At 68.5% G+C, this 23,640-nt stretch carries 28 protein-coding genes; 12 read left to right on the plus strand and 16 right to left on the minus strand.

What is annotated here, in order from left to right:
• Positions 1-25 precede the first annotated feature (25 nt).
• The 4 genes from ACE2AC_RS17350 to ACE2AC_RS17365 all read right to left on the minus strand — a co-directional run bounded on the left by ACE2AC_RS17350 (position 26) and on the right by ACE2AC_RS17365 (position 3,031).
• Entirely contained in the window at positions 26-805 is a 780-nt protein-coding gene (locus ACE2AC_RS17350; RefSeq protein ID WP_375688675.1) for an SDR family oxidoreductase, read from the minus strand.
• Between the two features lie 16 nt (positions 806-821).
• A complete protein-coding gene (locus ACE2AC_RS17355) occupies positions 822-1,799 on the minus strand; it encodes a calcium/sodium antiporter (RefSeq protein ID WP_375688676.1) in 978 nt (325 codons plus the stop codon).
• Between the two features lie 175 nt (positions 1,800-1,974).
• Positions 1,975-2,772, minus strand: a complete 798-nt coding sequence (locus tag ACE2AC_RS17360) for a S49 family peptidase (protein WP_375688677.1) — start codon at positions 2,770-2,772, stop codon at positions 1,975-1,977.
• A 115-nt stretch (positions 2,773-2,887) separates the two neighbouring features.
• On the minus strand, positions 2,888-3,031 hold the full coding sequence (locus tag ACE2AC_RS17365; RefSeq protein WP_375688678.1) for a hypothetical protein: 144 nt from the start codon (positions 3,029-3,031) through the stop codon (positions 2,888-2,890).
• A gap of 102 nt (positions 3,032-3,133) precedes the next feature.
• Here ACE2AC_RS17365 and ACE2AC_RS17370 point away from each other — a divergent pair, with 102 nt between their 5' ends.
• The 5 genes from ACE2AC_RS17370 (at position 3,134) to ccoS (ending at position 8,539) form a co-directional block, all read left to right on the plus strand.
• Positions 3,134-4,012: a LysR family transcriptional regulator gene (locus ACE2AC_RS17370; RefSeq protein WP_375688679.1), complete on the plus strand. Its 879-nt coding sequence runs from the start codon at positions 3,134-3,136 to the stop codon at positions 4,010-4,012.
• Between the two features lie 160 nt (positions 4,013-4,172).
• Positions 4,173-5,714: a cytochrome c oxidase accessory protein CcoG gene (gene ccoG / locus ACE2AC_RS17375; RefSeq protein WP_375688680.1), complete on the plus strand. Its 1,542-nt coding sequence runs from the start codon at positions 4,173-4,175 to the stop codon at positions 5,712-5,714.
• 1 nt (position 5,715) lies between these two features.
• Positions 5,716-6,180, plus strand: coding sequence for a FixH family protein (locus ACE2AC_RS17380; protein ID WP_375688681.1), 465 nt, complete (start codon positions 5,716-5,718; stop codon positions 6,178-6,180).
• A 3-nt stretch (positions 6,181-6,183) separates the two neighbouring features.
• Positions 6,184-8,376: a heavy metal translocating P-type ATPase gene (locus ACE2AC_RS17385; RefSeq protein WP_375688682.1), complete on the plus strand. Its 2,193-nt coding sequence runs from the start codon at positions 6,184-6,186 to the stop codon at positions 8,374-8,376.
• A 4-nt stretch (positions 8,377-8,380) separates the two neighbouring features.
• Positions 8,381-8,539 carry a cbb3-type cytochrome oxidase assembly protein CcoS gene (gene ccoS / locus ACE2AC_RS17390; protein WP_375688683.1) on the plus strand — a complete coding sequence of 53 codons (159 nt, stop codon included), beginning with the start codon at positions 8,381-8,383 and terminating at the stop codon, positions 8,537-8,539.
• An 86-nt stretch (positions 8,540-8,625) separates the two neighbouring features.
• Here the strand turns inward: ccoS and ACE2AC_RS17395 are convergent, their stop codons facing one another.
• Together ACE2AC_RS17395 and ACE2AC_RS17400 are read right to left on the minus strand one after the other, a co-directional pair.
• Positions 8,626-9,984 carry a D-alanyl-D-alanine carboxypeptidase family protein gene (locus tag ACE2AC_RS17395; protein ID WP_375688684.1) on the minus strand — a complete coding sequence of 453 codons (1,359 nt, stop codon included), beginning with the start codon at positions 9,982-9,984 and terminating at the stop codon, positions 8,626-8,628.
• A 312-nt stretch (positions 9,985-10,296) separates the two neighbouring features.
• Positions 10,297-10,998, minus strand: coding sequence for an HAD family hydrolase (locus ACE2AC_RS17400; protein WP_375688685.1), 702 nt, complete (start codon positions 10,996-10,998; stop codon positions 10,297-10,299).
• Positions 10,999-11,095: 97 nt separating this feature from the next.
• Between ACE2AC_RS17400 and clpS the strand changes: the two genes are divergently transcribed.
• The 4 genes from clpS to hemF all read left to right on the plus strand — a co-directional run bounded on the left by clpS (position 11,096) and on the right by hemF (position 14,329).
• On the plus strand, positions 11,096-11,437 hold the full coding sequence (gene clpS, locus ACE2AC_RS17405) for an ATP-dependent Clp protease adapter ClpS (protein WP_375688686.1): 342 nt from the start codon (positions 11,096-11,098) through the stop codon (positions 11,435-11,437).
• Between the two features lie 10 nt (positions 11,438-11,447).
• Positions 11,448-12,449, plus strand: a complete 1,002-nt coding sequence (locus ACE2AC_RS17410) for a class I SAM-dependent methyltransferase (RefSeq protein WP_375688687.1) — start codon at positions 11,448-11,450, stop codon at positions 12,447-12,449.
• A 25-nt stretch (positions 12,450-12,474) separates the two neighbouring features.
• A complete protein-coding gene (locus ACE2AC_RS17415) occupies positions 12,475-13,275 on the plus strand; it encodes an SDR family NAD(P)-dependent oxidoreductase (RefSeq protein WP_375688688.1) in 801 nt (266 codons plus the stop codon).
• Between the two features lie 181 nt (positions 13,276-13,456).
• Complete coding sequence (gene hemF / locus ACE2AC_RS17420; RefSeq protein ID WP_375688689.1) at positions 13,457-14,329, plus strand: oxygen-dependent coproporphyrinogen oxidase; 873 nt, start codon at positions 13,457-13,459, stop codon at positions 14,327-14,329.
• Position 14,330: 1 nt separating this feature from the next.
• Here hemF and ACE2AC_RS17425 read toward each other — a convergent pair whose 3' ends face one another.
• From ACE2AC_RS17425 to ACE2AC_RS17435, 3 genes are read right to left on the minus strand one after another with little or no spacing between them, the layout of a single operon-like run.
• Positions 14,331-16,064 (minus strand): sensor histidine kinase, encoded by a 1,734-nt coding sequence (locus tag ACE2AC_RS17425; protein ID WP_375688690.1) that lies wholly within the window; start codon positions 16,062-16,064, stop codon positions 14,331-14,333.
• A 12-nt stretch (positions 16,065-16,076) separates the two neighbouring features.
• A complete protein-coding gene (locus tag ACE2AC_RS17430; protein WP_375688691.1) occupies positions 16,077-16,634 on the minus strand; it encodes an RNA polymerase sigma factor in 558 nt (185 codons plus the stop codon).
• Positions 16,631-16,786, minus strand: coding sequence for a NepR family anti-sigma factor (locus ACE2AC_RS17435; RefSeq protein ID WP_375688692.1), 156 nt, complete (start codon positions 16,784-16,786; stop codon positions 16,631-16,633). Before ACE2AC_RS17435 ends, ACE2AC_RS17430 begins: the two co-directional genes overlap by 4 nt.
• 100 nt (positions 16,787-16,886) lie before the next feature.
• On the opposite strand from ACE2AC_RS17435, the gene ACE2AC_RS17440 reads away from it, so the two are divergent.
• Entirely contained in the window at positions 16,887-17,699 is an 813-nt protein-coding gene (locus tag ACE2AC_RS17440; RefSeq protein WP_375688693.1) for a response regulator, read from the plus strand.
• Between the two features lie 104 nt (positions 17,700-17,803).
• On the opposite strand, the gene ACE2AC_RS17445 is transcribed toward ACE2AC_RS17440, so the two are convergent.
• On the minus strand, positions 17,804-17,974 hold the full coding sequence (locus ACE2AC_RS17445) for a DUF1328 domain-containing protein (RefSeq protein ID WP_375688694.1): 171 nt from the start codon (positions 17,972-17,974) through the stop codon (positions 17,804-17,806).
• A gap of 330 nt (positions 17,975-18,304) precedes the next feature.
• Here ACE2AC_RS17445 and ACE2AC_RS17450 point away from each other — a divergent pair, with 330 nt between their 5' ends.
• Positions 18,305-18,496, plus strand: a complete 192-nt coding sequence (locus ACE2AC_RS17450; protein WP_375688695.1) for a PLDc N-terminal domain-containing protein — start codon at positions 18,305-18,307, stop codon at positions 18,494-18,496.
• Positions 18,497-18,533: 37 nt separating this feature from the next.
• Positions 18,534-19,439, plus strand: a complete 906-nt coding sequence (locus ACE2AC_RS17455) for a YihY/virulence factor BrkB family protein (protein ID WP_375688696.1) — start codon at positions 18,534-18,536, stop codon at positions 19,437-19,439.
• Here the strand turns inward: ACE2AC_RS17455 and ACE2AC_RS17460 are convergent.
• From ACE2AC_RS17460 to ACE2AC_RS17485, 6 genes are all read right to left on the minus strand, one after another.
• Positions 19,409-19,858 (minus strand): hypothetical protein, encoded by a 450-nt coding sequence (locus tag ACE2AC_RS17460; protein ID WP_375688697.1) that lies wholly within the window; start codon positions 19,856-19,858, stop codon positions 19,409-19,411. The two genes, ACE2AC_RS17455 and ACE2AC_RS17460, sit on opposite strands and share 31 nt — an antisense overlap.
• 8 nt (positions 19,859-19,866) lie before the next feature.
• Positions 19,867-20,358 (minus strand): RNA pyrophosphohydrolase, encoded by a 492-nt coding sequence (locus ACE2AC_RS17465; protein ID WP_375688698.1) that lies wholly within the window; start codon positions 20,356-20,358, stop codon positions 19,867-19,869.
• 75 nt (positions 20,359-20,433) lie between these two features.
• On the minus strand, positions 20,434-21,381 hold the full coding sequence (gene speB, locus ACE2AC_RS17470; RefSeq protein ID WP_375688699.1) for an agmatinase: 948 nt from the start codon (positions 21,379-21,381) through the stop codon (positions 20,434-20,436).
• A 59-nt stretch (positions 21,382-21,440) separates the two neighbouring features.
• A complete protein-coding gene (locus ACE2AC_RS17475) occupies positions 21,441-22,088 on the minus strand; it encodes an RluA family pseudouridine synthase (protein ID WP_375688700.1) in 648 nt (215 codons plus the stop codon).
• A gap of 54 nt (positions 22,089-22,142) precedes the next feature.
• On the minus strand, positions 22,143-22,514 hold the full coding sequence (locus ACE2AC_RS17480) for a GFA family protein (protein ID WP_375688701.1): 372 nt from the start codon (positions 22,512-22,514) through the stop codon (positions 22,143-22,145).
• 29 nt (positions 22,515-22,543) lie between these two features.
• Complete coding sequence (locus tag ACE2AC_RS17485) at positions 22,544-23,575, minus strand: alpha/beta hydrolase (RefSeq protein ID WP_375688702.1); 1,032 nt, start codon at positions 23,573-23,575, stop codon at positions 22,544-22,546.
• Positions 23,576-23,640: the final 65 nt, after the last annotated feature.

Genomic DNA, 23,640 nt, shown 5'->3' on the forward strand with positions numbered 1-23,640 from the left:
GCCGTGGGGTCGGGCGCGGGCGGGGTCATTTCTCGGCCTGGATGTCCGGCGTGCGCCAGCCGAGGTGCTGGCCGCCGTCGGTGCAGATCAGCTGACCGGTGACCGAAGGCGCGGCGAGGAAGTAGAGCAGTGCTGCGGTGATGTCGTCGGGATTCGCGCCGCGTTGCAGCACGGTTGATTCGCGCTGCGCGGCGAAATGCGCGTCGCTCTGGCGCGCGCCGACCAGCGTGGGGCCGGGGCCGATGGCATTCACGCGCACGTCAGGGGCGAGCGCCCGTGCCGAGGTCTGCGTCAGCGTCCAGAGCGCGGCCTTGGCGATGGTGTAGCTCATGAACTCGGGCGTGAGCTTGCGCACCCGCTGGTCGATCATGTTCACGATCAGCGCCCGGGCGCGCGGTTCGCCCAGCGCGTCCGGTTCGGCCTTCGGCGCCTGCGCGGCGAATTGTTGGGTCAGCACGAAGGGCGCGCGCAGGTTCGATTCCAGGTGCCGGTCCCAGCTGGCGCGGTCCGCGGTGCGGATGTTGTCGTATTCGAAGATCGAGGCATTGTTGACCAGCACCGTCAGCGGCTGGCCAAGCGCCTCGACCGCCGCGGGCACGAGGCGCTGCATCTCGTCCTCGACCACCAGGTCGGCCTGCAGGGTGACCGCCTTGCGGCCCATGGCGCGGATCGCAGCCGCGACCTCCTCGGCCGCCTCGGCAGAGCCGGCGTAATGCACGGCGACGTCATGGCCGGCCTCGGCCAGGGCCAGCGCCATGGCGCGGCCCAGCCGTTTCCCGGCGCCGGTGACCAGTGCTGCGGTCATCGCTTCCCCCTTCGGATCAGATCAGGACAAGCCCGATATAGACCACGTAGAGCAGGCAGAACAGCACGCCCCAGAGCCGCCCGATGTCGCGCCGCATCAGCACGAACGGGGCGATCATCAGCGACACCACCAGCATCGCCCAGAGGTCGAAATCCGCGATCTCGGGCGCGACCGGGATCGGTGCGATCAGCGAGGTGATGCCGAGGATGGCGAGCAGGTTGAACAGGTTCGACCCGATCACGTTGCCAAGCGCCACGTCAGACTGGTTGCGCAGCGCGGCCGAGACCGAGGTCGCGAGTTCCGGCAGAGAGGTGCCGAGCGCGACGAGCGTCAGGCCGATCACCGCCTCGCTGACGCCGAAATGGGTGGCGATGATGGCGGCGTTCTCGACCAAGAGGCCGGCGCCGATCGGCAGGCCGACGAGGCCGAGCGCCAGGAACAGGCCGATCTTCCAGCCGCGCATGTCGGGATTGGCGCCCTCGACCTCTTCGTCGTCATCGTCGTCGTCCTGCGCCGCTGCGGCCGCCCGCGCCGCGCGCCGGTGCGCGCGGGCGTCGCGGACCTGGTCGAAGAGCACGACGGCGAGCGCCGCCAGCAGGATCAGGCCGGCGATCCGGCCGATCTGGCCGAACTGCGCCAGCATCAGGAACAGCACCGTGCCGGCGAGCATCTGGACATAGCTGCGCCGGGTGTCCACGACCGAGCAGTGCAGCCCGGCGATCGCGGCGGGCACCCCCAGCACCAGCAGGATGTTGGCGATGTTCGACCCCACGACGTTGCCGAGCGCGATGTCGGGCACGCCCGAGAGCACCGCGTCGATCGAGGTGATGAGCTCGGGCGCCGAGGTGCCGAAAGCGACCACCGTCAGTGACACGATCAGCGCCGGGATGCCGACCCTGAGCGCCATGTTCACCGCGCCACGCACCAGGAAGTCGCCCGCGACGACCAGCAGCACAAGGCCGAGCGCCGCGAGAAGGGCCGCCTGTATCAGCATGGGGGTCTCCTACCCTTTTCCGCAGGGGCAGGGGCCCTTGCCGATCTTGTGCCGCCCGCAATGGCGGCATTTCGCGGAATTCAGCCGGGGCATCCCCGGCAGGCGCAGCTTGCCGAACATGGCCAGAATACCCATGGCGACAAGGAAGAGGACAACAATCTTGACGATCACGGCGTCACAGCCCGAACCGGGCGTAGGCGGCCCGTTCCTCGATCCCCGCGATCGCGTCGCCCAGCACCGAGGCGCCGATCCGCTGTATCAGGCTGCGCCGCACGCCGTAGCGGCGGAAGCGCACCTTGTCGCCGAAACGCTTGCGCATGACGGGGGTGATGTGACCGATGTCGTCGATCAGGCCCAGTTCCTTGGCGCGTCGGGCCAGCCAGACGTCGCCCTCGAACAGCGGTTCCGCCGGGTTCAGCCGGTCGCCGCGCCGGGCCTTCACGTGGTCGATGAAGGCGGCGTGGATGTCGCCGAGGAGCGCTTCGAGCTTGGCGACGTCCTTGGGGTTCTCGGGGCGGAACGGGTCGAGCATGGATTTCGACTGCCCGGCCGTGTGGACCCGGCGTTCGACCCCCTGCCGCGCCAGCAGCACGTGGGCGCCGAAGCTGGCGGCGATCACGCCGATCGACCCGACGATCGAGCTTTCGTCGGCGATGATCTCGTCCGCGGCGCAGGCCAGCCAGTAGCCGCCCGAGGCCGCGACATCCTCGACAAAGGCGATGACGGGGATGTCCTTTTCCTCGGACAGGCGCCGGATGCGGGCGGCGATCAGCGAGCTTTGCACCGGCGAACCGCCGGGCGAGTTGATCAGCAGGGCGACGGCGGCCGGCTTGCCCTTGCGAAACGCCCGTTCGATGACCGCGCCGAGCTGCTGGTCACTGACGGGGCCGCGCGGACCCGAGGAGATCATCCCCTGCAGCCGGATCACGGCAACGGTCGGGGCGCGGTTCACGAAGGGAAAATTCTCGAACATTCGAGAGAGATAGAGGCACCCGGCGCCTCAGACAAGTGAGCCGCCGCGCGATCTGGTCGCGGGCGGCTCGAGTAGGGCCGCCCCACGGGGAGCAGGGCGGCCGGGATGGGAAATCTCAGAAGTCTTCGGGCAGGTCCCGCCAGCGCGGGTTGGCCCGCCAGCGGCCGGGGTCATTGGGGTGACGGCGGGGGACGTCACGCATCTTGCGGCGTTCGGTCCGGCTGGCGACATTGAAATATTCTGCGAAGATCGAGAGCATTTGGCGCCTCCTTTCCTGTGGGCCTTTCATGTGCTCATACATGGCCTTTCCTACCCCCGGATGCTAATCAGGAATGCGGACACCCTGTAAGGAGGGCTTACAATGGACTGGATGGCCATGCCGCCGATGAGCGCGCTCAGGGCCTTTGCCGCCTATTGCGAGACCGGGTCGATGACGGCGGCGGGCGGGCGGCTCAACGTCAGCCACGCGGCGGTCAGCCAGCAGATCCGCACGCTGGAAAGCCACCTGGGGGTGACGCTGCTGGACCGGGCAGGCGCGCGCGGCGACCTGACCGACGCGGGGCAGGTGCTGTCCGAGGCGGTGCTGGGCGGGTTCGAACGCATCCACCGCGCGGTGTCGGAGCTGACCGGCGCCGATGCGGACCGGCCGGTGCAGATCACCACCACGCCCGCCTTCGCCGCGAACTGGCTGATGCCGCGCCTTGCCGCCTTTCGCCAGAAGAACCCCGGCATCTCGCTGATGATCGACCCGGCGCCGGAGCTGCGGCCGCTGGTGCCCGGCGGGCTCGACATGGCGGTGCGCTACGGCTCGGGCGAATGGCAGGGGCTCGAGGCGGAGCTGATCGTGAAGACCCCCATCGTCATCGTTGCCGCGCCCGAACTGGTCGGCGACGGCGATTTCGCCACCCCCGCCGACCTGACCAGCTTTCACTGGATGCAGGAGATCGGCACCAACGAGGCGACCGAGTACCTCGAACGCTACGGCGCGATGCTGGACCGGGCCAAGGGCCTGACCTCGTTGCCGGGCAACCTGATGATCGAGGCGGCCCGCGACGGGCAGGGCATCGCCGTGACCGCCGGTGCCTTCGTCGAGGCGGACGTCGCCGCCGGTCGCCTGCGCCTGCTGTTCGAGGACACCCGCAAGAAGGGCTATTACCTTGTCACCCGGCCCGGTCCGATGCGCCCCGACGCGCGGATTTTCCACCGCTGGATCCGGACCCGCGCCCGCGAAGGCACCTGACCGCGCCGCGCGGATGCCGGGCCTATGGCACGCCTTGCCCCGCCCGATCACCGGCGCGTGAATAGATTCAGGGGAAATGTCGCATTTGATCGAGGTCAAGGCTGTGCGACCATGGCCCTGCCAGAACACGCTGGACTGAGTACTGACGGAGTGAGTCCCCGTGGCCTCTACCGACGAGAATCCCGGCCTCTATGCCGCGCGTGAGCCGATTTTTCCCCGCCGGGTGCACGGCACCTTCCGGAACCTGAAGTGGATCATCATGGCGGTGACCCTCGGCATCTATTACCTGACGCCGTGGATCCGCTGGGACCGGGGGCCGGTGCTGCCCGACCAGGCCGTGCTGATCGACATGGCGAACCGGCGGTTCTTTTTCTTCTGGATCGAGATCTGGCCGCACGAGTTCTATTTCGTGGCGGGCCTGCTGGTGATGGCGGGGCTGGGTCTCTTCCTCTTCACCTCGGCGCTTGGCCGGGTCTGGTGCGGCTACACCTGTCCGCAGACCGTCTGGACCGACCTCTTCATCCTGGTCGAACGCTGGATCGAGGGCGATCGGAACGCCCGCGTCCGCCTGCACCGCGAGGCATGGAGCGCGCGAAAGGTGCGGCTGCGGACGACCAAGTGGATCACCTGGCTGCTGATCGCGATGGCGACGGGCGGGGCCTGGGTCTTCTATTTCGCCGATGCGCCGACGCTGCTGGTCGATCTCTTCACCCTCAATGCGCACCCTGCGGCCTACACGACCGTCTTCATCCTGACGATGACGACCTTCATCTTCGGCGGCTTCGCGCGGGAACAGATCTGCATCTACGCCTGCCCCTGGCCGCGCATCCAGGCCGCCATGATGGACGAAGAGACGATCACCGTCGCCTACCGCGAATGGCGGGGCGAGCCGCGCGGCAAGGGCAAGCGGCGGCGCGAGATGGCCGAGGCCGCCGTGGCCACCACCCGCGCGGCGGGCGAAAAGACCGGCGGCACCTCGCCCTTCGTGCCGATGCCGGGCATGCCCTCGGGCGTCGGCGGGCCGCTGAAGCCCGGCGAGGAATTCGGCGACTGCATCGACTGCAACGCCTGCGTGAACGTCTGCCCGATGGGGATCGACATCCGCGACGGCCAGCAGCTGGCCTGCATCACCTGCGCGCTCTGCATCGATGCCTGCGACGAGGTGATGGAAAAGGTCGGCAAGCCGACGGGGCTGATCGGCTACATGGCGCTGACCGACGAAAAGGCCGAACGTGCGGGCAACCCGCCGCGCAACATCTGGAAGCACGTGTTCCGGCCGCGGGTGATCCTCTACACCGCGCTCTGGTCGCTGGTCGGCGTCGGACTGCTGGTCGCGCTCTTCCTGCGGCCCGAGATCGACATGACCGTCGCGCCGGTGCGCAACCCGACCTTCGTGGTCCTGTCCGACGGCACGATCCGCAACACTTACGACGTGCGCGTCCGCAACAAGCTGGGCGAAGAGCAGACCTTCCGCTTCTCGGTCAGCGGAGATCCGGCTTTCAGCGTCGAGGTCGAGGGCAGCGACGACGCCACCGTGACCGTGCCCGCCGACACGCTGCAGCTGGAGCGGGTCTATGTCACGGCGCCCCCGGGATCGGCCCCCGCTACGGCCGAGGCGACGCCGCTGACCCTGGGGATCGAGGATGTCGAGGGCGGTGCCCAGTCCGAGGTCGATACCGTCTTCAACGGAAAGGTGAACTGAGATGACCGAGGATACCGGTTTCCGCATCAAGGGCTGGCACGTGCTGGCAGGCTTCGTCGGCGCCTTCGGGATCATCATCGGCGTGAACCTCGTGCTGGCCTTCCAGGCGGTCAGGACCTTTCCGGGTCTCGAGGTCAAGAATTCCTACGTCGCCTCGCAGCATTTCGACGATGACCGCGCGGCGCAGGAGGCGCTTGGCTGGACGGTCCAGGCGGACGCGCGCAACGGAATGGTGTACCTTTCCATCACCGACACCGCGGGAGAGCCGGTGCGGGCCCGCGATCTGCACGCCGTGGTGGGCCGGGCGACCCATGTGAAAGAGGACGTGGAGCCCGAGTTCCTGTTCGACGGCCGGGTCTATTCCGCGCCGGTGCACCTGGGCGACGGCAACTGGAACATCCGCATGACGGCGGTGGCGCAGGACGGTACGCCGTTCCGCCAGCGCGTCGTGCTGCACGTGGAGTAGAGGATGACCATCGACCTGCGCGGTTCCCCGATGTCGGCCTGCCCCGCCTGCGCGGCGATGCCGGCGGCCGAGGCGCTGGCCCAGTCCAGGGCCGCGATGGCGGATGCGACGATCTCGCTCTCGCTGCCGGGCATCCACTGCGCGACCTGCATCTCGGGCGTCGAGGGGGCGCTGGCAAGGGTGCCGGGTGTCCAGTCGGCGCGGGTGAACCTGACGCTGAAACGAGCTTCGATCCGGGCCGACGCGGGGATCGGGGCCGAGGACCTTGTCGCCGTTCTGGAACGCGCGGGCTACGAGGCGCACGAACTCGACGCCGGTGCCATCGCGGCGACCAGGACCGACAGGGCGGGGCGTGACCTCCTGATGCGCATGGCGGTCGCGGGCTTTGCCATGATGAACGTCATGCTGCTGTCGATCTCTGTCTGGTCGGGGGCCGAGGACGCGACGCGCGACCTCTTCCACTGGATCAGCGCCGCGATCACGCTGCCGGCCATCGCCTTCGCCGCGCAGCCCTTCTTCCGCAACGCCTGGACCGCGCTGCGGGCCGGGCGGCTGAACATGGATGTGCCGATCTCGCTCGCCATCCTGCTGGCGCTGGTCACCTCGCTCTGGGAAACCGCGCTGTCAGGTGAACATGCCTATTTCGACGCGGCCATCGCGCTGACCTTCTTCCTGCTGGCCGGCCGCTACCTCGATCACCGCACCCGCGCGATCGCGCGGTCCGCGGCCGAGGAACTCACAGCGCTGGAAGTCCCGCGCGCCTGGCTGGTCGAGGGCGCGGGCGAACGGCAGGTGCCGGTGGCCGAACTGGCGCCCGGCATGCTGGTCCGGGTGCGGCCCGGCGCACGGATGCCTGTCGACGGCGAGATCGTGGAGGGGCGGTCCGAACTCGACCGCTCGCTGCTGACCGGGGAAACCGTGCCGGTCTTTGCCGAACCCGGCCGCATGGTCAGCGCGGGGGAGGTTAACCTGACCGGCCCGCTGGTGATCCGTGCCACGGCGGTCGGGGCCGACACCTCGCTCCACCGGATGGCCGAACTGGTGGCGATCGCCGAAAGCGGGCGGTCGAACTACACCTCGCTCGCCGACAAGGCGGCCAAGCTCTATGCGCCGGGGGTCCACATCCTCGCCGCGCTGTCGTTCCTGGGCTGGTGGCTCTGGTCGGGCGACCTGCGGGTGGCGCTGAACATCGCGGCGGCCGTGCTGATCATCACCTGCCCCTGCGCGCTTGGCCTGGCCGTGCCCGCGGTGACGACGGCGGCGTCGGGGCGGCTCTTCCGCCGGGGGATGCTGATCAAGCACGAGACGGCGCTGGAGCGTCTGGCGGCAGTGGACACCGTGGTCTTCGACAAGACCGGCACGCTGACCGCCGGCGCGCCCGAGGTGACGGACCTCTCCGGCGTGGCGGGGGACGACCTGGCCGTGGCGCTGGCGCTGGCCGAGGGGTCGGCCCATCCGCTGAGCCAGGCGCTTGCCCGCGGCATCCGCGCGCGCGGCATCACCCCGGCGCAGGTCGAGCATGTTTCCGAGTTGCCGGGCTACGGCACGCAGGGCAACTGGCGCGGGCAGGAGGTCCGGCTGGGCCGGGCCAGTTGGATCGGGGCCGCGGCGGGGCACGAGACCTCGGCGCACCTGCGGATCGGCGCCGCCGACCCGGTGGCCTTCACCTTTACCGACCGCCTGCGCCCCGGCGCCGAGGAGGCCGTGGCAGCGCTCAGGGCGCGCGGGATCAAGGTGGTGATGATGTCCGGCGACACCAGCCACGCGGTCGAGGCGCTGGCGGACCGGCTGGGCATCGACCACTGGCTGGCCGAGGCGCTGCCCGGCGACAAGGCCGCCCGGATCGAGGCGATGCAGGCCGCGGGCGCGCATGTCCTCATGGTCGGCGACGGGCTGAACGACACCGCGGCGCTGAGCGTCGCGCATGTCTCGATCTCGCCCGCCTCGGCGCTGGATGCCGCGCGGGTGGCTTCGGATATCGTTCTGCTGGGGCAGGACCTGTCGCCGGTGCCCGACGCGCTAGAAACCGCGGGCAAGGCGGTGCGCCGCATCCGCGAGAACTTTCGCATCGCGACGGTCTACAACGTGATCGCCGTGCCGCTGGCAGTGGCCGGGCTGGCCACGCCGTTGATCGCGGCGCTGGCGATGTCGCTCAGCTCCCTGACCGTGTCGCTGAACGCGCTGAGGCTGAGGTGATCCGATGGACGTGCTGATCTGGCTCATCCCCACCTCGCTCTTCCTCGGCGCGATCGGCCTGGTGGCCTTTCTCTACACGGTCAAGTCGAACCAGTACGACGACCCCGAGGGCGACAGCCACCGGATCCTGTCGGACCAGTGGGACGACAAGCCCAAGGGCTGAGGGCGGCGCACCGAAAGCACCCCCAAATACACGCGCCGCCCCGTTGGGGGGCGGCGGTGCAGCCTTGCCGGCGCTGCCGAGGGATGTCAGCTGGCCGGCCCGATCATGAAACAGGTCTGGTTGCGCGCCTGCAGTCGGCGGCAGGCGAGGTCGGCGGTCTCACGGGTGAGGCCCATGAAGTTGGCGTCGAAACCTGTCGGCTTCTTCACCACCTTGCGCAGCGATCCGTCGAGGGTCGACATCTCGTTCAGGGCGGTCTGCAGCAGCACCCGCTCGGCCTTGTACTGGCTCGGGTAACGGCCGACGTTGATGCCCCAGTGGCGCCCGCCCGACGTCGAGACGCGGCTGACCACCTCGGGCTCTTCCGGGCGCAGGCGGGGCGTCACGGCGGCGATCCCGGCGTCCTGAACCGCGGCTTCCTGCACCTCGGCAACCGTGTCCTCGATCACGTCGCTCATGTCGACGCTGACGGCCGAGGCGACGACGATGGCCGCGGCCTCTGCCGCCTTGTTGGCCTCGGGCGTGGCCTGGGCCACCAGCACCGGCGCCGCGTCCTCGACCAGCGGGCGTGCCTTGGGCCGGAGCGAGGCGGTCACCGCCGTCTGCAGGCGGACCGTCTTGCCTGCCGGGGCGTTGTCGTTGGCGGCATAGAGCGGGGCGGTCGGCGCCTTGACCGGCGCATGGCTCGGCGCGCGCTTGAAGCCGAGGTCGAGCAGTTCGGCCACCTTGGCGTTGCGCGACGCGGTCGAGCGGCCGCCGAAGACCGTCGCGATGATGCGTTCGTCACCCCGCTTGGCCGAGGAGACGAGGTTGAAGCCCGCCGCCCGGGTGTAACCCGTCTTGATCCCGTCCGCACCGCGGTACGCCTCGAGCAGGCGGCGGTTGGTGTTCGACACCTCGCGGATCCCGGCATAAGTCGAGCGGCGCGAGAAGATGTTGTAGTACTCGGGGTAATCGTAGAGCAGGTGGCGCCCCAGCAGCGTCATGTCGCGCGCCGTCGAGAGGTGGCCGTCCTCGGTCAGGCCATGGGCGTTCTTGAAGGTCGTCCGCGTCATCCCGAGCGCCTTGGCCGTGGTGGTCATCCGGCGCGCGAACGCGGCTTCGGAGCCTTCCAGCGCCTCGCCGATGGCGGTGGCGGCGTCGTTGGCGGATTTCACCGCGGCGGCGCGGATCAGGTAGCGGAACTTGATCTTCTGCCCCGTCTGCAGACCCAGCTTCGACGGCGGCTCGGACGCGGCGTGGCGCGAGATCTTCACATCGGTGTCGAGGGAGATTTCGCCGTTCTCGACCGCCTGGAAGGCGATGTAGAGCGTCATCATCTTGGTCAGCGAGGCCGGGTGCAGCCGGGCGTCCGCGTTTTCGGAATGCAGCACCTCTCCGGTGCGCGCGTCGATCACCATCGCCGCGTAGGGCGCCGCCAGCGCCTTCAACGGAAGAAGCGTCATCAGAGCGAGAATGATCAGGAACGGCCCCACGGGAGCCAGCCGGTTGCGCCGAGCTGTCACGGTATCTGCCTTTTCACTGCCTCTGCCATCGGTTTGTCCGACTGGCTGTTGATTTCTGTGGAAAAAGCTAGCACAGGCCGGGCCATCTGCAAAGCGTCACTTTGTCTTTGGGCCCGGGCGCTTCGGGCCCTTGTCCCAGATTTTGTGCGCCTCTCGGCCCGGTCCGCAACACCGGCGATTGTTTCTCCACCGGAACGATAAAATTCGAAACGAGAATCCCCCGCGCCGGGCGTCGCGGCGGCGGCCCGACGCTCAGCCGATGGCGGCGACCAGCGCCGGCAGGCCGCCCAGGTCGTCCAGCCGGTGGAAGCGGTCGGCGCCTTCGGGTTCGTCGGCGTGTTCCAGGGCCCAGGTCATCCCGTGCGGGACGTAGACGCCCCAGCCGCCCGCCTCGATCGCCGGAACCACGTCGGATTTCAGGGAGTTGCCGATCATCATCGCGCGGTCCGCGCCGTCGCCGTGGCGGGCGAAGATGCGGGCGTAGACGGCGCTGGTCTTCTCCGACACGATCTCGACCCCGTCAAAGAGCTCGCCCAGTCCGGACTGCGCCAGCTTGCGTTCCTGGTCGAGGAGGTCGCCTTTGGTCACGAGGATCACCCGGTGGGTGTCGGCCACCGCCTCGACCGCCGCGCGGGCATGCGGCAGCAGCTCGATCGGGTGTGACAGCATCTCCTGGCCGGCCGCGATCAGTTCGGCGATCACCGCGCCGGGGACCTTCCGGTCGGTGACTTCGAGCGCGGTCTCGATCATCGACAGGACGAATCCCTTGATGCCGAATCCGTAGTGCCCGATGTTGCGCCTCTCGGCCGCCAGCAGGCGGTCGTGCAGGTGCCCGGCCTCGGCGTAATCGGCCAGCAGCTCGGCGAATCGGTCCTGCGTCAGGCGGAAGAAACGTTCGTTCTGCCAAAGCGTGTCGTCCGCGTCGAAACCGATTGTTGTCAATTTTTCCGCCATGATACCCCGTGCAGGCCCGTCGGCCTCTTTTCTCATCCGCTCTGGAAGTTATATAGGAAGCCCAATGGCGGAAACCCGAAGAGACGCGGAACAGGCGATGAGCTGGTATCGACTGCACATGATGGCGCAGGGGAACGGCGAGGATGGCGACACCTCGGTCGTGACCGATACCAAGCCGAAGACTCGCCGGCCCCCTCTCTACAAGGTCCTGCTGCTGAACGACGACTACACCCCGATGGAGTTCGTCGTCGCGGTGCTGGAACGTTTCTTCGGCATGAGCCACGCGCAGGCGTTCGAGATCATGCTGACCGTGCACAAGAAGGGCGTCGCCGTCGTCGGTGTCTTCAGCCACGAGATCGCCGAGACGAAGGTGGCGCAGGTGATGGACTTCGCCCGCCGGCACCAGCACCCGCTGCAATGCACCATGGAAAAGGAATAGGCGAAGGGCGATGTCCGCGCCACGTCTGGAACTGGCCCTGACCGAGGGCGGGCTTCGGCTTCCCGAAGCCGGGCGGATCGCCGTCCTGGCGCCACGCGCCGGGCAGGACCTGTCGGCGCTTCCGCGCGACCGCGTCAACATCGTCACCACGTTTGCACCCGACCATGACGCCTTCGCCGCCGAAGGCTTCGACTGTGCGGTGACCGCCGAGGGCGACTTCGCCGCGGCGCTTGTCTTCCTGCCGAGGGCCAAGAAACTGGCGCAGGCGCTGGTCGCACAGGCGGCCGCCGTGACGGACGGCCCCGTCGTGATCGACGGGACCAAGACCGACGGTGTCGATTCCATCCTCAAGGCGGTGCGCAAGCGTGTCCCGGTGCAGGGGCCGATGAACAAGGCCCATGGCAAGCTCTTCTGGTTCGAGGGCGGCGATTTCGCCGACTGGGCCGTGACCGGCCCGCAGACCCTGCCCGGCGGCTGGGTCACCGCGCCCGGCGTCTTTTCCGCCGACGGGATCGACCCGGCCTCGGCCCTGCTGGCCGAGAGCTTGCCAGAAAAGCTGTCCGGCCGCGGCGCCGATCTGGGCGCCGGCTGGGGCTACCTGTCGGCGCAGGTCCTGGCGCGCGAGGGTGTCACGCACCTCGACCTGGTCGAGGCCGATCACGACGCGCTGGCCTGTGCCCGCGCCAATGTCACCGACCCGCGCGCCCAGTTCCACTGGGCCGACGCGACCCGCTGGAAACCGCGCGCGGCCTGCGACTGGGTGATCTCGAACCCGCCGTTCCACCAGAGCCGCGCGGCCGATCCCGGCATCGGGCAGGGCTTCATCCGGGCCGCCGCCGAGATGCTCCGGCCGGGCGGGCGTGTTTGGATCGTGGCAAACCGGCATCTGCCCTACGAAGACGTGATCCGCGCCGCATTCGGCACTGTCGAAGAGGCCGGCGGTGACAATAGGTTCAAGATCCTGACCGCGACCCTCACCGCTCGCCACCTGCGGCGCGATCGCGTAACCTGACCGAACGCCAAACGGGGAGAGACCCATGTCGTTTTCCATCGCGGGCCGCACCGCCATCGTGACGGGTGCCGCCAACGGGATCGGGCTGGCCATCGCCCGCCACTTTGCGGACCGCGGGGCGAACGTCGTCTTTGCCGACATCGACGAGGACCGTCTGGTCGAAGAGCTGGGCGAGCAGACCGAGGACGACAACATCCGCTATTTCGCCGGCGACCTGCGCGAGAAGCTGACCGTCGCGAACCTGCTCTCGGCCACGATCGACGCCTTCGACCGGGTCGACATCCTGGTCAATGCCTCGCGGTCGATCCGTCCGTCCGAGGCGCTGAACCCCGATGCGGACGAGGTCGAGTTCCTGCTGCAGCAGAACCTGATGACCGCCCTGCGCCTCAGCCAGAGCGTCGCCAAGCGGATGATCAAGCAGGCCGAGGGCCAGACCGACGGCCCGGCCGGGTCGATCATCAACCTGTCGTCGATCGCCGCACGCCGCGCCAACCCCGACCTGCTGGGATACTCGATCTCGACCGCCGCGCTGGACCAGATGACCCGGTCGATGGCGGTGGCGCTGGCGCCGCACCGGATCCGGGTGAACGCGGTCGCCTTCGGGTCGGTCATGTCGGCCAGCCTGCAGAACGCGCTGAAGGAAAACGGCGAGTTCCGGGAAGAGATCGAAAGCTGCACGCCGATGCACCGGATCGCCGCCGCCGGCGAACTGGCCGAGGCTGTGCAGTACCTGGCTGGCGATGCCTCGGGCTTCATGACCGGGCAGATCATGACGCTTGACGGCGGGCGCACGCTGATCGACCCGGTGCACGCACCGGCGCACTGACCGGGCCCGCGCCTCGCCCGGCCCCTCGCGCGACGAACTCCCGGCGCGGGCATCGGGTCCGCCGCGGCCGTGGCCGCGGGCGGGAGTATTTTCGCAAAGGTGAAGCAGGGGGACTTGTGGCCGGCCGGTCGCGGGGGGTATCCGCGTGCCGACCGATGATGAAGGCGATGCGGAGGCCGGGATGAGCGAAATGCTGGACGAAAAGGCGCGGGCGGCAGGCTGGTTCCGCGAACTGCGCGACCGGATCGTGGCGGCCTTCGAGGGGCTCGAGGACAAGGCGGGCGGCACGCCGGGCCGGTTCGAGGTGACCGAGACCCGGCGCGCGGCGCCGGACGGCGGCGATGCCGGCGGCGGGCTGATGAGCGTGATGCGCGGCGGCCGGGTGTTCGAGAAGGTCGGCGTCAACGTCTCGACCGTCTACGGCGAACTGGGCGAGGCGGCGCAGGCCTCGATGGCGGCGCGCACCGGGCTGCCGGGGATGAAGGACGATCCGCGGTTCTGGGCCAGCGGCATCTCCCTCGTCGCGCACATGCAGAACCCGCACGCCCCGGCGGTGCACATGAACACCCGCATGTTCTGGACCCCGCACGGCTGGTGGTTCGGCGGCGGCTCCGACCTGAACCCCTGCATCGAGTATGCCGAGGACACGGCGCATTTCCATGCCGTGCAGAAGGAACATTGCGACCGCCACGGCGCCGATCTCTATCCCCGGTTCAAGGCCTGGGCGGACGAGTATTTCTACATCCCGCACCGCGGCCGGGCGCGCGGAGTCGGCGGCATCTTCCTCGACGATCACTGCACCGGAGACTGGGCGGCGGACTTTGCCTTCATCCGGGACGTGGGCGAGGCGTTCCTGCCGGCCTATGTCCCGCTCGTCGAACGCCGGATGGGGATGGACTGGGGCGCGGCAGAGCGTGACGTGCAACTGGTGCACCGCGGGCTCTATGCCGAATACAACCTGGTCTATGACCGGGGGACGAAGTTCGGGCTGCAGACCGGGCACGACGCCAATGCCGTGCTGATGTCGCTGCCGCCGCTGGCCAAGTGGGTCTGACCTAGGCCGCCGCGTCGCTCTCTGCGCCGAAGCCCTTGACCTTGACCTCGACGGTCAGGGCGTAGCTCTTGTCGTCCTCGCTGACCTCGGCGCGGGATCCCAGCTGCATCGCGAAGGCGTCGATCAGCTGGTTGCCGAGGCCGGTGCCGTCCGGCACGTCGCCCTGCAGGTGCAGGGGCGTCCCGCGCGAATTTTCCATCCGGAACGCGAAATGGCCGGCATCGGTCCGCTTCAGTGTCACCCGTACCCAGGGCTTCGTGCCCTCCGCCGGCTGGCCGAGGTACTTGACCGCGTTGGTCGCCGCCTCGGTCGCGAGGAGCGACAGCGGCACCGCCTGGTCGGGGTAGAGGATGATCTCGTCGGTCTCGATGCTGACCTCGACCGCGCCGTCGGGTAGGGCGGATTTCAGCGTCTGCCCGAGGATGTCGTGAAGCAGGCTGTCGGCCCTGAGCGAGGCGAGGCGCGAGGTGTGGTAGAGGTTGGAGTGCACGGTGGCGAGGCCCAGCACCCGGTCCTGCACCCGCTTGAGGGTCGATCCGGTCTCGGCCGCGCGGGCCTTGCGGATCTCCATGTTCATGATCGAGGCGATGAGCTGGAGGTTGTTCTTCACCCGGTGGTGGACCTCCTTCAGCAACACGTTCTTTTCGTGGAGGTTGTTTTCCAGCTCGGCCGTGTCGCGCACGATCCGCTCGGCCATGGTGTCGAACGCCTCTTCCATCTGCTTCAGCTCGGCCGGCGCACTGTCCGACCCGATGGTTCCGGGCGCGTGGTAGCTGATGCCGTCGGTGCTGAAATCGCGCATCTTGCGGCGCAGGGCGCGGACGTGGCGCAGCACCAGCCGGTGCACGGCGATGTAGGCCACGACGAGGCTGATCGCCCACATCAGGATCGGAAAGGCCAGCGCCGCGCGCGCCATCAGCGGGCCGTTGGCCGCGGGTTCCGTCGGCTCCCACACCGCGAAGGCGATGGCGACACCGGGGATGATCGGCACCACCGAGTAGATGCGTTCCTTGCCGGTGCGGTCGTCGGCGACGAAGGTCGTGGCCCGGCGATAGAGGAACGAGGTCAGGTCGCGGAATGCGGGCAGCTGTGCCTTGGCCGTCTCGATGTCGCCCGGCGCCATGATGACGTCGCCGTCGCCGTTCAGGGTGATCACGTTCAGCGGATGCCGCCCCTCGACATAGCTGGGCTCCAGCTGGATGTTCTCCCGCGGGAGCGACAGGCTGACATGGCCGATCAGCGTCATCTCGTCGTAGACAGGCTGAGAGATCAGGACCACCGGACCGCCGGTGACCTTGCCGGTCTCGACGAAGTTGAACTGCCGCCGAGGTTCCTCTTGCATCTTCTGGTAGGTTTTCGAGGAGCTAAGGTCGACCGGCTTGCCCTCGGAGTTGCAGAGCGACTGGCCATCGTTCTGCACGTAGATCGCCTGCGAATAGGCCGGGTGCGCACGCACGAAGCCGCGCATCAGCTCGGAACAGGCCTCGGCGTCGTCGCGGATCGGCACCAGCGCGCCGCCCAGCACCCGGGCGGCGGCAAAGCCTTCGTGAATCAGGTCGCTCTGGCTTTCGGTCGAGGACAGCGCCAGCCCGATCAGGGCAGACCGCGACAGCTCGTCCGCCTGCCGGATCACATGGCTTGTCTGGTAGAGCGAGATGAGGCCCACGGGGAGAAGGGCGATGGAGAGCATCGCCACGACCCGGGTCCCGAGGCTGTCGAACAGGCGTTTCCGCATAGGGCGGTCATCTCAGCTGGCGGACCGTGCGTTGGCCGCAAGAACGGCCATCGTCGACTGGTCGGTCAGCTCCATGCTCTCGCTGTCGTCCAGCTGCAGCAGTTCGGCCAGCTTTGCACGGCCGCGGTTGGCGCGGCTCTTGATCGTGCCGACGGCGCATTTGCACATCTCGGCGGCTTCTTCGTAGGAGAAGCCGGAGGCGCCGACAAGCACCAGCGCTTCACGCTGCTCGTCGGGCAGTTGCGCAAATGCCACCTCGAAGTCCTTCAGCGCCAGCCGCCCGTCATGGTCGGGCTTGGACGCCAGGTTGGCCGAGAACACGCCATCGACGTCCGCCACCTCGCGCTGCGCCTTGCGGCGGCTCGAATAGAAGGTGTTGCGCAGGATGGTGAAGAGCCAGGCGCGCAGGTTGGTGCCTTGCTGGAACTTGTCGAACTTGGTCCAGGCCTTGACGACGGTGTCCTGCACCAGGTCGTCGGCCTGCGCTGAGTTGCGGCAAAGGCTCATTGCAAACGCCCGCAGGGCCGGCAGGTGATCGACGATCGCGTCGCGCGGATCCTTTGCGGTCATTTTTGGCCGCCGTTCGGTTCCTGCGCTTTCAGTTGATCAAGCAGTTGCTTGAAGCGGTCGGGAAGCTGCTCCTCGACCTTCTCCTGGTAGACGCGCCTCAGGTTCTCGTCGATCTGCCGTCGAACGTTGTCATTTTCGCTGTCGTGCGCCATGATCCCTTGTCGATTGTGTCGGTGCGTATCAAAAATTTCGGAACTAAACGCGGGCCGGGGTGTTTGGTTCCCAGAAAAATCGAAAAAGGTGCACGTTTCCATGAACCAACCCGTAGCTACCGAAGATTTCGTCACCAATGTGGCGCAAGAGCTTCCGTTTCTGCGACGTTATGCACGCGCCCTGACAGGGAGCCAGGACTCCGGGGACAACTACGCGGCCGCCACGCTCGAGGCGATGCTGGAAGACCCGAACCTCGTCGACCGGTCGAAATCGACCAAGGTCGCCCTGTTCGGCGCCTTCCACGCGATCTGGACCAGCTCGGGCTCGCCGGTCGAAGAGGCAGAGACCGGGCTCAAGGCCCGTGCGCAGTCCCACCTCAAGCGTCTCACGCCGAACACGCGCGAGGCGCTGCTGCTGCATACGATCGAGGAATTCAACTTTGCCCAGGTCGGTGAGATCATGGGCGTGGGCGAGGCCGAGGCCGAGGAGCTGGTCCGCATCGCCCAGAAGGAGCTGTCCGACAGCGTGACCGGCAAGGTCATGGTGATCGAGGACGAGGCGATCATCGCCATGGACCTGCAGAGCATCGTCGCCGACATGGGCCACGCGGTGACCGGCGTCGCCCGCACCCGGGCCGAGGCGGTGGCGCTTGGCAAGGCCGAGCGTCCGGACCTGATCTTTGCCGACATCCAGCTGGCCGACAACTCGTCGGGCATCGACGCGGTGAACGACCTGCTGGCCGAACTGGGCGACCTGCCGGTGATCTTCATCACCGCCTTCCCGGAACGCCTGCTGACCGGGGAAAAGCCGGAACCGGCTTTCCTGATCACCAAGCCCTACACCGAGGAGCAGATCAGGCTGGCCGCGAGCCAGGCGATGTTCTTTGCCTCGACCGAGACGCTGCACGGCTGACCCGCCGCACCGCAGCCCCACGACATGAAAGAGGGTGGCTCCTGTCGGGGCCACCCTCTTTCATTTCAGACGTTTCGCCCGCCTGTGCGACGGGCGTTGCTCTTTCAAGGAGTCCGGCCGCGCACGGCGCGTGCAATCATCGCGACGATGAAGAGCACGATGAAGATCACGAACAGGACCTGAGCAATACCGGCCGAAGCCGATGCGATCCCGCCAAAGCCGAAAACAGCGGCAACGAGAGCGATGACAAGGAAACAGGCAGCCCACCAAAGCATGGGAAATTCCTTTCATTTCAGTTACGTATCTGACGCCACCCCGTGGTGGCGCGGTCTGGATTTCAAACGCCGCCAGCCCCGGGATCGTTCCCGCGAAAATTTTGCACCGCAGCGGGAACCTTTCGGCGGCACCCGCGTTTCATCCGCAACCGGTCCTCGGACCGGCCTCCATGGCCTGGCGGGGTGCACGTCCCCGATTTACCTCAGTACCCCGCCAGCCATATCCTCCCTCCCAGTTGTCAGAACACCCTGCGCCCCCGCGGGAACCTTGCGCCCGCACGGCGGTTGATCCGGCGTCATACAACGCGGATATCAAACCGGAGAACGCACATGCTGGAGCTCAGCGGCCTTGGTGGCCTCATCATTCTTGCACTGGACATCTGGGCCATCGTGTCCATCATCGGCTCGGCCACTTCCACGGGCAAAAAGGTGCTATGGGTCCTTCTCGTCGTGATCCTGCCGGTCCTCGGCTTCCTGATCTGGCTGATCGCCGGGCCGCGGTCGACCGCCCGCAGCGCCTGAGGCCTGATGCGGCCCCGCGCCACCGGCCGGGGCCCGCATGACGGGTGACGCCGGCCAGGCTGGCCCGACCGCGCCCGAGGGGGCCACAGGCCTGCGCGCCTGGTGGATTGCCTGCGTCGGCGCCGTCGCCCTGATCCCCGAGGCGAACATGATGTTGGTCGCTGCCGGCGTCGCCTTCTTCGCCATGCTCTCGCTCTTTCCGGCGCTGGCCGCGCTGATCGCCGTCTGGGGCCTGCTGGCCGATCCCGACGTCCTGATGCGGCAGATCGAGATGCTCGACCACATCATTCCCGAAGAGGTGCTGTCGATCATCGTCGGGCAGGTCACCGCCCTTCTGCAGACCAGCCCCGACAAGCTCACGCTGACCGGTCTGGTCTCGCTCCTGCTGGCGATCTGGTCGGCCCGCGCGGGGGTGGCCGCGCTGATCATCGGGCTCAACATGATCCACGGCTACGCCCGGCGCGGCAGCGTCCGGCACTACGCCACCGCCGCGCTGCTTACGCTGGCGCTCTTCGGGGTTGCCGTCGTTTCGCTGGTCCTGCTGCTGGCGCTGCCGATCTTCCTGCGGATCTTTCCGCCCGGCCAGATGACCGGCGTCCTGGTCGAGCTTGGCCGCTGGATCGGGGTGATCTGCGTGCTGCTCGCCGGGCTGGCGCTGCTCTACCGCTACGGGCCGAACACGACCAAGGACGCGCGGCTGAAATGGATCACCCCCGGGGCCGGCGTGGCGATCGCGCTATGGTTCGTGTCATCCTGGGGGCTGACGATCTACCTCACGAATTTCGGCAGCATCAACGAGGTCTACGGCTCTATCGGCGCCGCCATCGCGCTGCTGATCTGGCTCTTCGTCAGCGCGATCTCGATCCTGCTGGGCGCGGCGATCAACGTGCAGCTCGACCGCGCCCGTTCAGGTCAGCTCTCGGTCTCGCAGTTCCTGCCCTGAAGGCAGGCGGTCACCCGTTGTAGGTCCGCCGCGCTCGGCGCGAAGAACGCCGTGCCGGGGCAGGGCGACAGCCGCAGGGTAAAGCCGGTGTCGTCCCGTTCGACAAAGGCCAGCACGTCCGACCCGGGCTCTGCCCCGGCGCACCACGGCCCCAGGCACTGCACGTCGAGCGTCACCGGCTGGTCGAACGGGATCGAAAACCCCTTGGGCGTCAGGGCAAGGCCCTCGATCCGCGCGGCGACGGGCGTGCTCTCGGGTCCTGGCTGGGTCAGGTCCTGTTCGGGCAGCGCCGCGGCGTCGAAGTCGAGCGTGCCGTGCACGATGACATAGGCCGTCTCGGCCGCCGCGGCCTCCTGGAAGCTGCGCGTCACGTCGGGCCGCGCGCAGGACAGCGCCAGCGCCGGGCCCGCTACCGGCAAGGCCAGCGTCAGCGCGGCGAGAGCCGCGGCCCCAGTTCGGCCAGCACGGCCTCGTAGACCGCACGCTTGAAGGGCACGATGGCCCCGATCAGGTCTGCCCTGTCGATCCATTTCCATTCCGAGAACTCCGGATGTTCGGTAACGATGTCGATGTCCTCGTCGCGGCCGTGAAACCGCATCAGGAACCACTTCTGCTGCTGCCCGCGGTAACGCCCCTTCCAGAGCTTCGCGATCAGCTCGGCCGGCAGGTCATAGGCGTGCCAGCCGGCGCTCTCGGCCTCGACGGTGACCATGTCGGCGGTGACGCCGGTTTCTTCCTCCAGCTCGCGCAGGGCGGCGGCGCGGGCATCCTCGCCCTCGTCGATCCCGCCCTGCGGCATCTGCCAGGCCTCGCCCGCGTAATCCAGCCGCTGTCCGACCCAGACCTGTCCGTCGCGGTTGGCAAGCATCACGCCGACATTGCGGCGGTAGGGCAGGCGGGCGATCTCTTCGGGCGTCATGGATGGTCCTCTCGCTTTCCCCGTGCATACCCCCGCCGCGGACAAAGGCCAATCGCTTCGCGCGGCGCGTCCCGGTCACGTCCTCGCGTGCAGCACCCGCCCGATGGTGTTCAGCAGCAGCTGCGCCGCAAGGATCGCGGTGCACTGGCTGTGGTCGTGATCCGGTGCAACCTCGACCAGGTCGATGCCCACGACCTCGTTCCGCCGGGCCAGGCCGGCGATGAACTCGAGCATCTCGTAGTAGAGGAAACCGCCGTGCGACGGCGTGCCGGTGCCGGGCGCGATCGAGGGGTCGAACCCGTCGATGTCGATGGTCAAGTAGACGCGCGCGCCGTCGGGCACCAGTGCCAGCAATCCCTCCGTCCCCAGCTTTCGCGCCTGCCGGACCGACACGATGGTCGATCCCATGGCGCGCGCGTCGGCATAGCCCTCCTTCGCGGTGGACGAGACGTTGCGGATCCCCACCTGCGTCAGGCCGGTGACGAAATCCCGCTCGGCCGCCCGGCGCATCGGGTTGCCGTGGCCGAACCGAACGCCGTGCCGCTCGTCGACGAAATCGAGATGCGCGTCGATCTGCACCACGTGCAGGTCACCCCGGCCCTCGAAGGCGGCGATGGCCGGTATCGACACCGAATGATCGCCCCCCAGCACCACCGGCAGCGCGCCCGCGTCGAGGATGGCGCGCACCCCGGCCTCGATGTTGCGGTGGCTGCCGGTCGTGTCGGTGTGGATGATGTCGGCATCGCCCAGGTCCAGGATCCGGGCACCGTCGAGGTAGGTCACGTCGTCCTCGAAATCGTAGGCCCCGGCATGCCCGAAACTGAACAGGGTCGACGCCTCGCGGATCGCGCGCGGCCCGAAACGCGCCCCGGTCCGCCACTGGGTTCCGGCATCGAAGGGCGCACCCAGGATGCAGACATCGGCATCGATGGCGCTCCAGTCCGGCTCGTAGGGGGACTTTGCAAAGGTGGGGATGCCCACGAAGGGCAGGTTCAGGCGGCCTTTGTCGTAATCGTGCGGCATGTGCGCTCCCCGGCGTTGGTCAGGCGCAGGCTATCCGCTCCCGACCCCGGGGCAAGCCCTCAGAACGGCGCCTTGGACCGAAAGGCCATGCCACGCCCGCCGTCGGGGTGCAGGAGCCGCAGTTCCTCGGAATGCAGCATCAGGCGGGGATGGTCGTCGCGCGCCGGGCCCTCGGCATAGAACGGATCGCCCAGGATCGGGTGGCCGAGCGCCGCCATGTGCACACGCAACTGGTGGCTCCGTCCGGTGCGCGGCAGCAGGCGCACCCGCGTCTCGCCATCCCCCACCTTCAGCGCCCGCCAGTCGGTCTGCGCCGGGCGGCCGTTCTCGTGATCGACATGCTGCTTGGGCCGGTTCGGCCAGTCCACCGCCAGCGGCAGGTCCACGGTGCCCGACTTCTCGGCCATCTCGCCCGAAACCCGCGCGACATAGGTTTTCTTGGTGCGGCGATGTTCGAACTGCAGCCCCAGGTGGCGCTGCGCATGCGGCGTCAGGGCAAAGACCATCACGCCGGACGTGTCGCGGTCCAGCCGGTGCACCAGCAGCACGCCGGGAAACGCGGCCTCGAGCCGGCTCAGAAGGCAGTCGGCCAGATGCTCGCCCCGGCCCGGCACCGACAGCAGGCCCGAGGGCTTGTTCACCACCAGCAGTTCGTGGTCCTCGTGGATCACGTCGAGCGGGTCGGTCGGGGGGCAGTAGTCGTCCATCCCCGCCAGATAGCGATTGCGGGCCCGGGATTCCACTCCCTGCGCCCGGCACGGTCAGACGAACCGCGGCACCCCGTCGGCGATGTCGTAGTAATCGCCCTTGTCGGCGCAGAAGATGTGCTTCTCCAGCCGAAGCCCGGTCGGACCGTCGATGCAGCCAAGCGCAAAGCTCACATGATCCTCTCCGTGCGCCCTCCAGAACATCGAGGCCCCACAACGCGGGCAGAACCCGCGCTCGGCCGCGGCCGATGAGGCGTACCAGCTGACCGGCCCCTCGATCCGCACCGCGTCCTGCGGGGCCCGGGCCGAGGCCCAGACATGGCCGGATGTCTTGCGGCACTGGCTGCAGTGGCAGGCCGAGGCGGCCGTCACCGGCCCGTCGACCGTGAAGCGGCACGCGCCGCAGAGGCAGGTTCCATCCAGCATCGTTGTCCTTTCCGCCCGCCCGCGGGCGCTCAGCCGTGCAGCCGCCCGCTCAGCCAGCGGGCCAGCCCGGCGATCGCAACCGTGCCCTCGGGTTGCACCTTGGTCAAATTGAGGAAGCCGTGGATCTGGCCGGGGTACTCCGCCACCTCGACCTCGACCCCCGCACCGTGCAGGCGGCTGGCATAGGCCTGCCCGTCGTCCCAGAGCGGATCGTGCCCCGCCACCAGGATCAGCGCCGGCGGCTGCCCCGCCAGGTGGTCCGAGAACAGCGGCGAGAACCGCGGGTCCTGCCGGTCGTGCCCGGCGGGCAGGTAATTGTCCAGGTACCATTCCATCCGGTCGCGCGGCAGCAGCGCGTTGTCCGCCAGCGCCTGCATCGAGTCCGAGGTCATCCGCCCGTCCACCGCCGGGTAGACCAGGATCTGCCCGGCGGGCAGCGGGTGGCCGCCCGCGACGAGGTCGTGCATCAGCCCCGCCGCCAGGTTCGCCCCCGCGCTGTCGCCGCCGACCACCAGTTTCGCGGGGTCCGCCCGCAGCTCCTCCTCGCCCGACACCAGTCCGAGGTAGGCCGCCAGCACGTCGTCCGGCGCCGCGGGGAAGCGATCCTCGGGCGCCAGCCTGTAGTCGTAGGAAATCACCCGCACGCCCGCCTGCGCCGCCAGCTTGGCACAGAGCGCGTCATGGGTGTCGATGCTGCCCTGCACCCAACCTCCGCCGTGGAAGTAGAGCAGCGTCGCCGCCGGTTTCGCGGCGGGCGGGTAATAGACCCGCGCCGCGCGATACCCCTCGGCCCCCGGCAGTTCCCCCGCCTCGCGGCGCACCTCGGCAGGGCCGGGCAGGTCGAACTTCTCGACGAACCCGGCCATCTGCACCCGGCTGTCGGCCACGGTGGTCAGCGGGTTCGGCCCGCGCACCGCGACGATCAGGTCCAGGAGCGCCTGCGCCTTGGGGTCGATCCGGCGCCCCGCCACCTCGGGCAGGCGGCCGCCGTAGAGCATGCCGATCGCGCCCGCCGGCAGCAGCAGGCGCACCAGCCCGCCGAATATCCCGAGTTTTCCCATCAAGACCTCCCTCTCCGTCGCAACGGATCCGCCCCCGCGGGCATGAGGCGTTGAATATCAACCGA

This window comes from Pseudooceanicola sp. LIPI14-2-Ac024, assembly GCF_042188925.1.
Taxonomy (GTDB): Bacteria; Pseudomonadota; Alphaproteobacteria; order Rhodobacterales; family Rhodobacteraceae; genus Pseudooceanicola.

What these genes read in the sequence shown, in the direction of transcription:
- ACE2AC_RS17370 (WP_375688679.1), top strand. Translation starts at nt 3,134, where the DNA reads ATGGACTGGATGGCCATGCCGCCGATGAGCGCGCTCAGGGCCTTTGCC.
- ACE2AC_RS17445 (WP_375688694.1), bottom strand. Translation starts at nt 17,974, where the DNA reads ATGCTTTGGTGGGCTGCCTGTTTCCTTGTCATCGCTCTCGTTGCCGCT.
- ACE2AC_RS17350 (WP_375688675.1), bottom strand. Translation starts at nt 805, where the DNA reads ATGACCGCAGCACTGGTCACCGGCGCCGGGAAACGGCTGGGCCGCGCC.
- ACE2AC_RS17465 (WP_375688698.1), bottom strand. Translation starts at nt 20,358, where the DNA reads ATGACGCCCGAAGAGATCGCCCGCCTGCCCTACCGCCGCAATGTCGGC.
- ACE2AC_RS17430 (WP_375688691.1), bottom strand. Translation starts at nt 16,634, where the DNA reads ATGACCGCAAAGGATCCGCGCGACGCGATCGTCGATCACCTGCCGGCC.
- ACE2AC_RS17415 (WP_375688688.1), top strand. Translation starts at nt 12,475, where the DNA reads ATGTCGTTTTCCATCGCGGGCCGCACCGCCATCGTGACGGGTGCCGCC.
- ACE2AC_RS17380 (WP_375688681.1), top strand. Translation starts at nt 5,716, where the DNA reads ATGACCGAGGATACCGGTTTCCGCATCAAGGGCTGGCACGTGCTGGCA.
- ACE2AC_RS17400 (WP_375688685.1), bottom strand. Translation starts at nt 10,998, where the DNA reads ATGGCGGAAAAATTGACAACAATCGGTTTCGACGCGGACGACACGCTT.
- ACE2AC_RS17440 (WP_375688693.1), top strand. Translation starts at nt 16,887, where the DNA reads ATGAACCAACCCGTAGCTACCGAAGATTTCGTCACCAATGTGGCGCAA.
- ACE2AC_RS17435 (WP_375688692.1), bottom strand. Translation starts at nt 16,786, where the DNA reads ATGGCGCACGACAGCGAAAATGACAACGTTCGACGGCAGATCGACGAG.
- hemF (WP_375688689.1), top strand. Translation starts at nt 13,457, where the DNA reads ATGAGCGAAATGCTGGACGAAAAGGCGCGGGCGGCAGGCTGGTTCCGC.
- ACE2AC_RS17360 (WP_375688677.1), bottom strand. Translation starts at nt 2,772, where the DNA reads ATGTTCGAGAATTTTCCCTTCGTGAACCGCGCCCCGACCGTTGCCGTG.
- ACE2AC_RS17450 (WP_375688695.1), top strand. Translation starts at nt 18,305, where the DNA reads ATGCTGGAGCTCAGCGGCCTTGGTGGCCTCATCATTCTTGCACTGGAC.
- ccoS (WP_375688683.1), top strand. Translation starts at nt 8,381, where the DNA reads ATGGACGTGCTGATCTGGCTCATCCCCACCTCGCTCTTCCTCGGCGCG.
- ACE2AC_RS17455 (WP_375688696.1), top strand. Translation starts at nt 18,534, where the DNA reads ATGACGGGTGACGCCGGCCAGGCTGGCCCGACCGCGCCCGAGGGGGCC.
- ACE2AC_RS17480 (WP_375688701.1), bottom strand. Translation starts at nt 22,514, where the DNA reads ATGCTGGATGGAACCTGCCTCTGCGGCGCGTGCCGCTTCACGGTCGAC.
- ACE2AC_RS17395 (WP_375688684.1), bottom strand. Translation starts at nt 9,984, where the DNA reads ATGACGCTTCTTCCGTTGAAGGCGCTGGCGGCGCCCTACGCGGCGATG.
- ACE2AC_RS17475 (WP_375688700.1), bottom strand. Translation starts at nt 22,088, where the DNA reads ATGGACGACTACTGCCCCCCGACCGACCCGCTCGACGTGATCCACGAG.
- ACE2AC_RS17410 (WP_375688687.1), top strand. Translation starts at nt 11,448, where the DNA reads ATGTCCGCGCCACGTCTGGAACTGGCCCTGACCGAGGGCGGGCTTCGG.
- ACE2AC_RS17355 (WP_375688676.1), bottom strand. Translation starts at nt 1,799, where the DNA reads ATGCTGATACAGGCGGCCCTTCTCGCGGCGCTCGGCCTTGTGCTGCTG.
- ACE2AC_RS17485 (WP_375688702.1), bottom strand. Translation starts at nt 23,575, where the DNA reads ATGGGAAAACTCGGGATATTCGGCGGGCTGGTGCGCCTGCTGCTGCCG.
- speB (WP_375688699.1), bottom strand. Translation starts at nt 21,381, where the DNA reads ATGCCGCACGATTACGACAAAGGCCGCCTGAACCTGCCCTTCGTGGGC.
- clpS (WP_375688686.1), top strand. Translation starts at nt 11,096, where the DNA reads ATGAGCTGGTATCGACTGCACATGATGGCGCAGGGGAACGGCGAGGAT.
- ACE2AC_RS17365 (WP_375688678.1), bottom strand. Translation starts at nt 3,031, where the DNA reads ATGCTCTCGATCTTCGCAGAATATTTCAATGTCGCCAGCCGGACCGAA.
- ACE2AC_RS17385 (WP_375688682.1), top strand. Translation starts at nt 6,184, where the DNA reads ATGACCATCGACCTGCGCGGTTCCCCGATGTCGGCCTGCCCCGCCTGC.
- ACE2AC_RS17425 (WP_375688690.1), bottom strand. Translation starts at nt 16,064, where the DNA reads ATGCGGAAACGCCTGTTCGACAGCCTCGGGACCCGGGTCGTGGCGATG.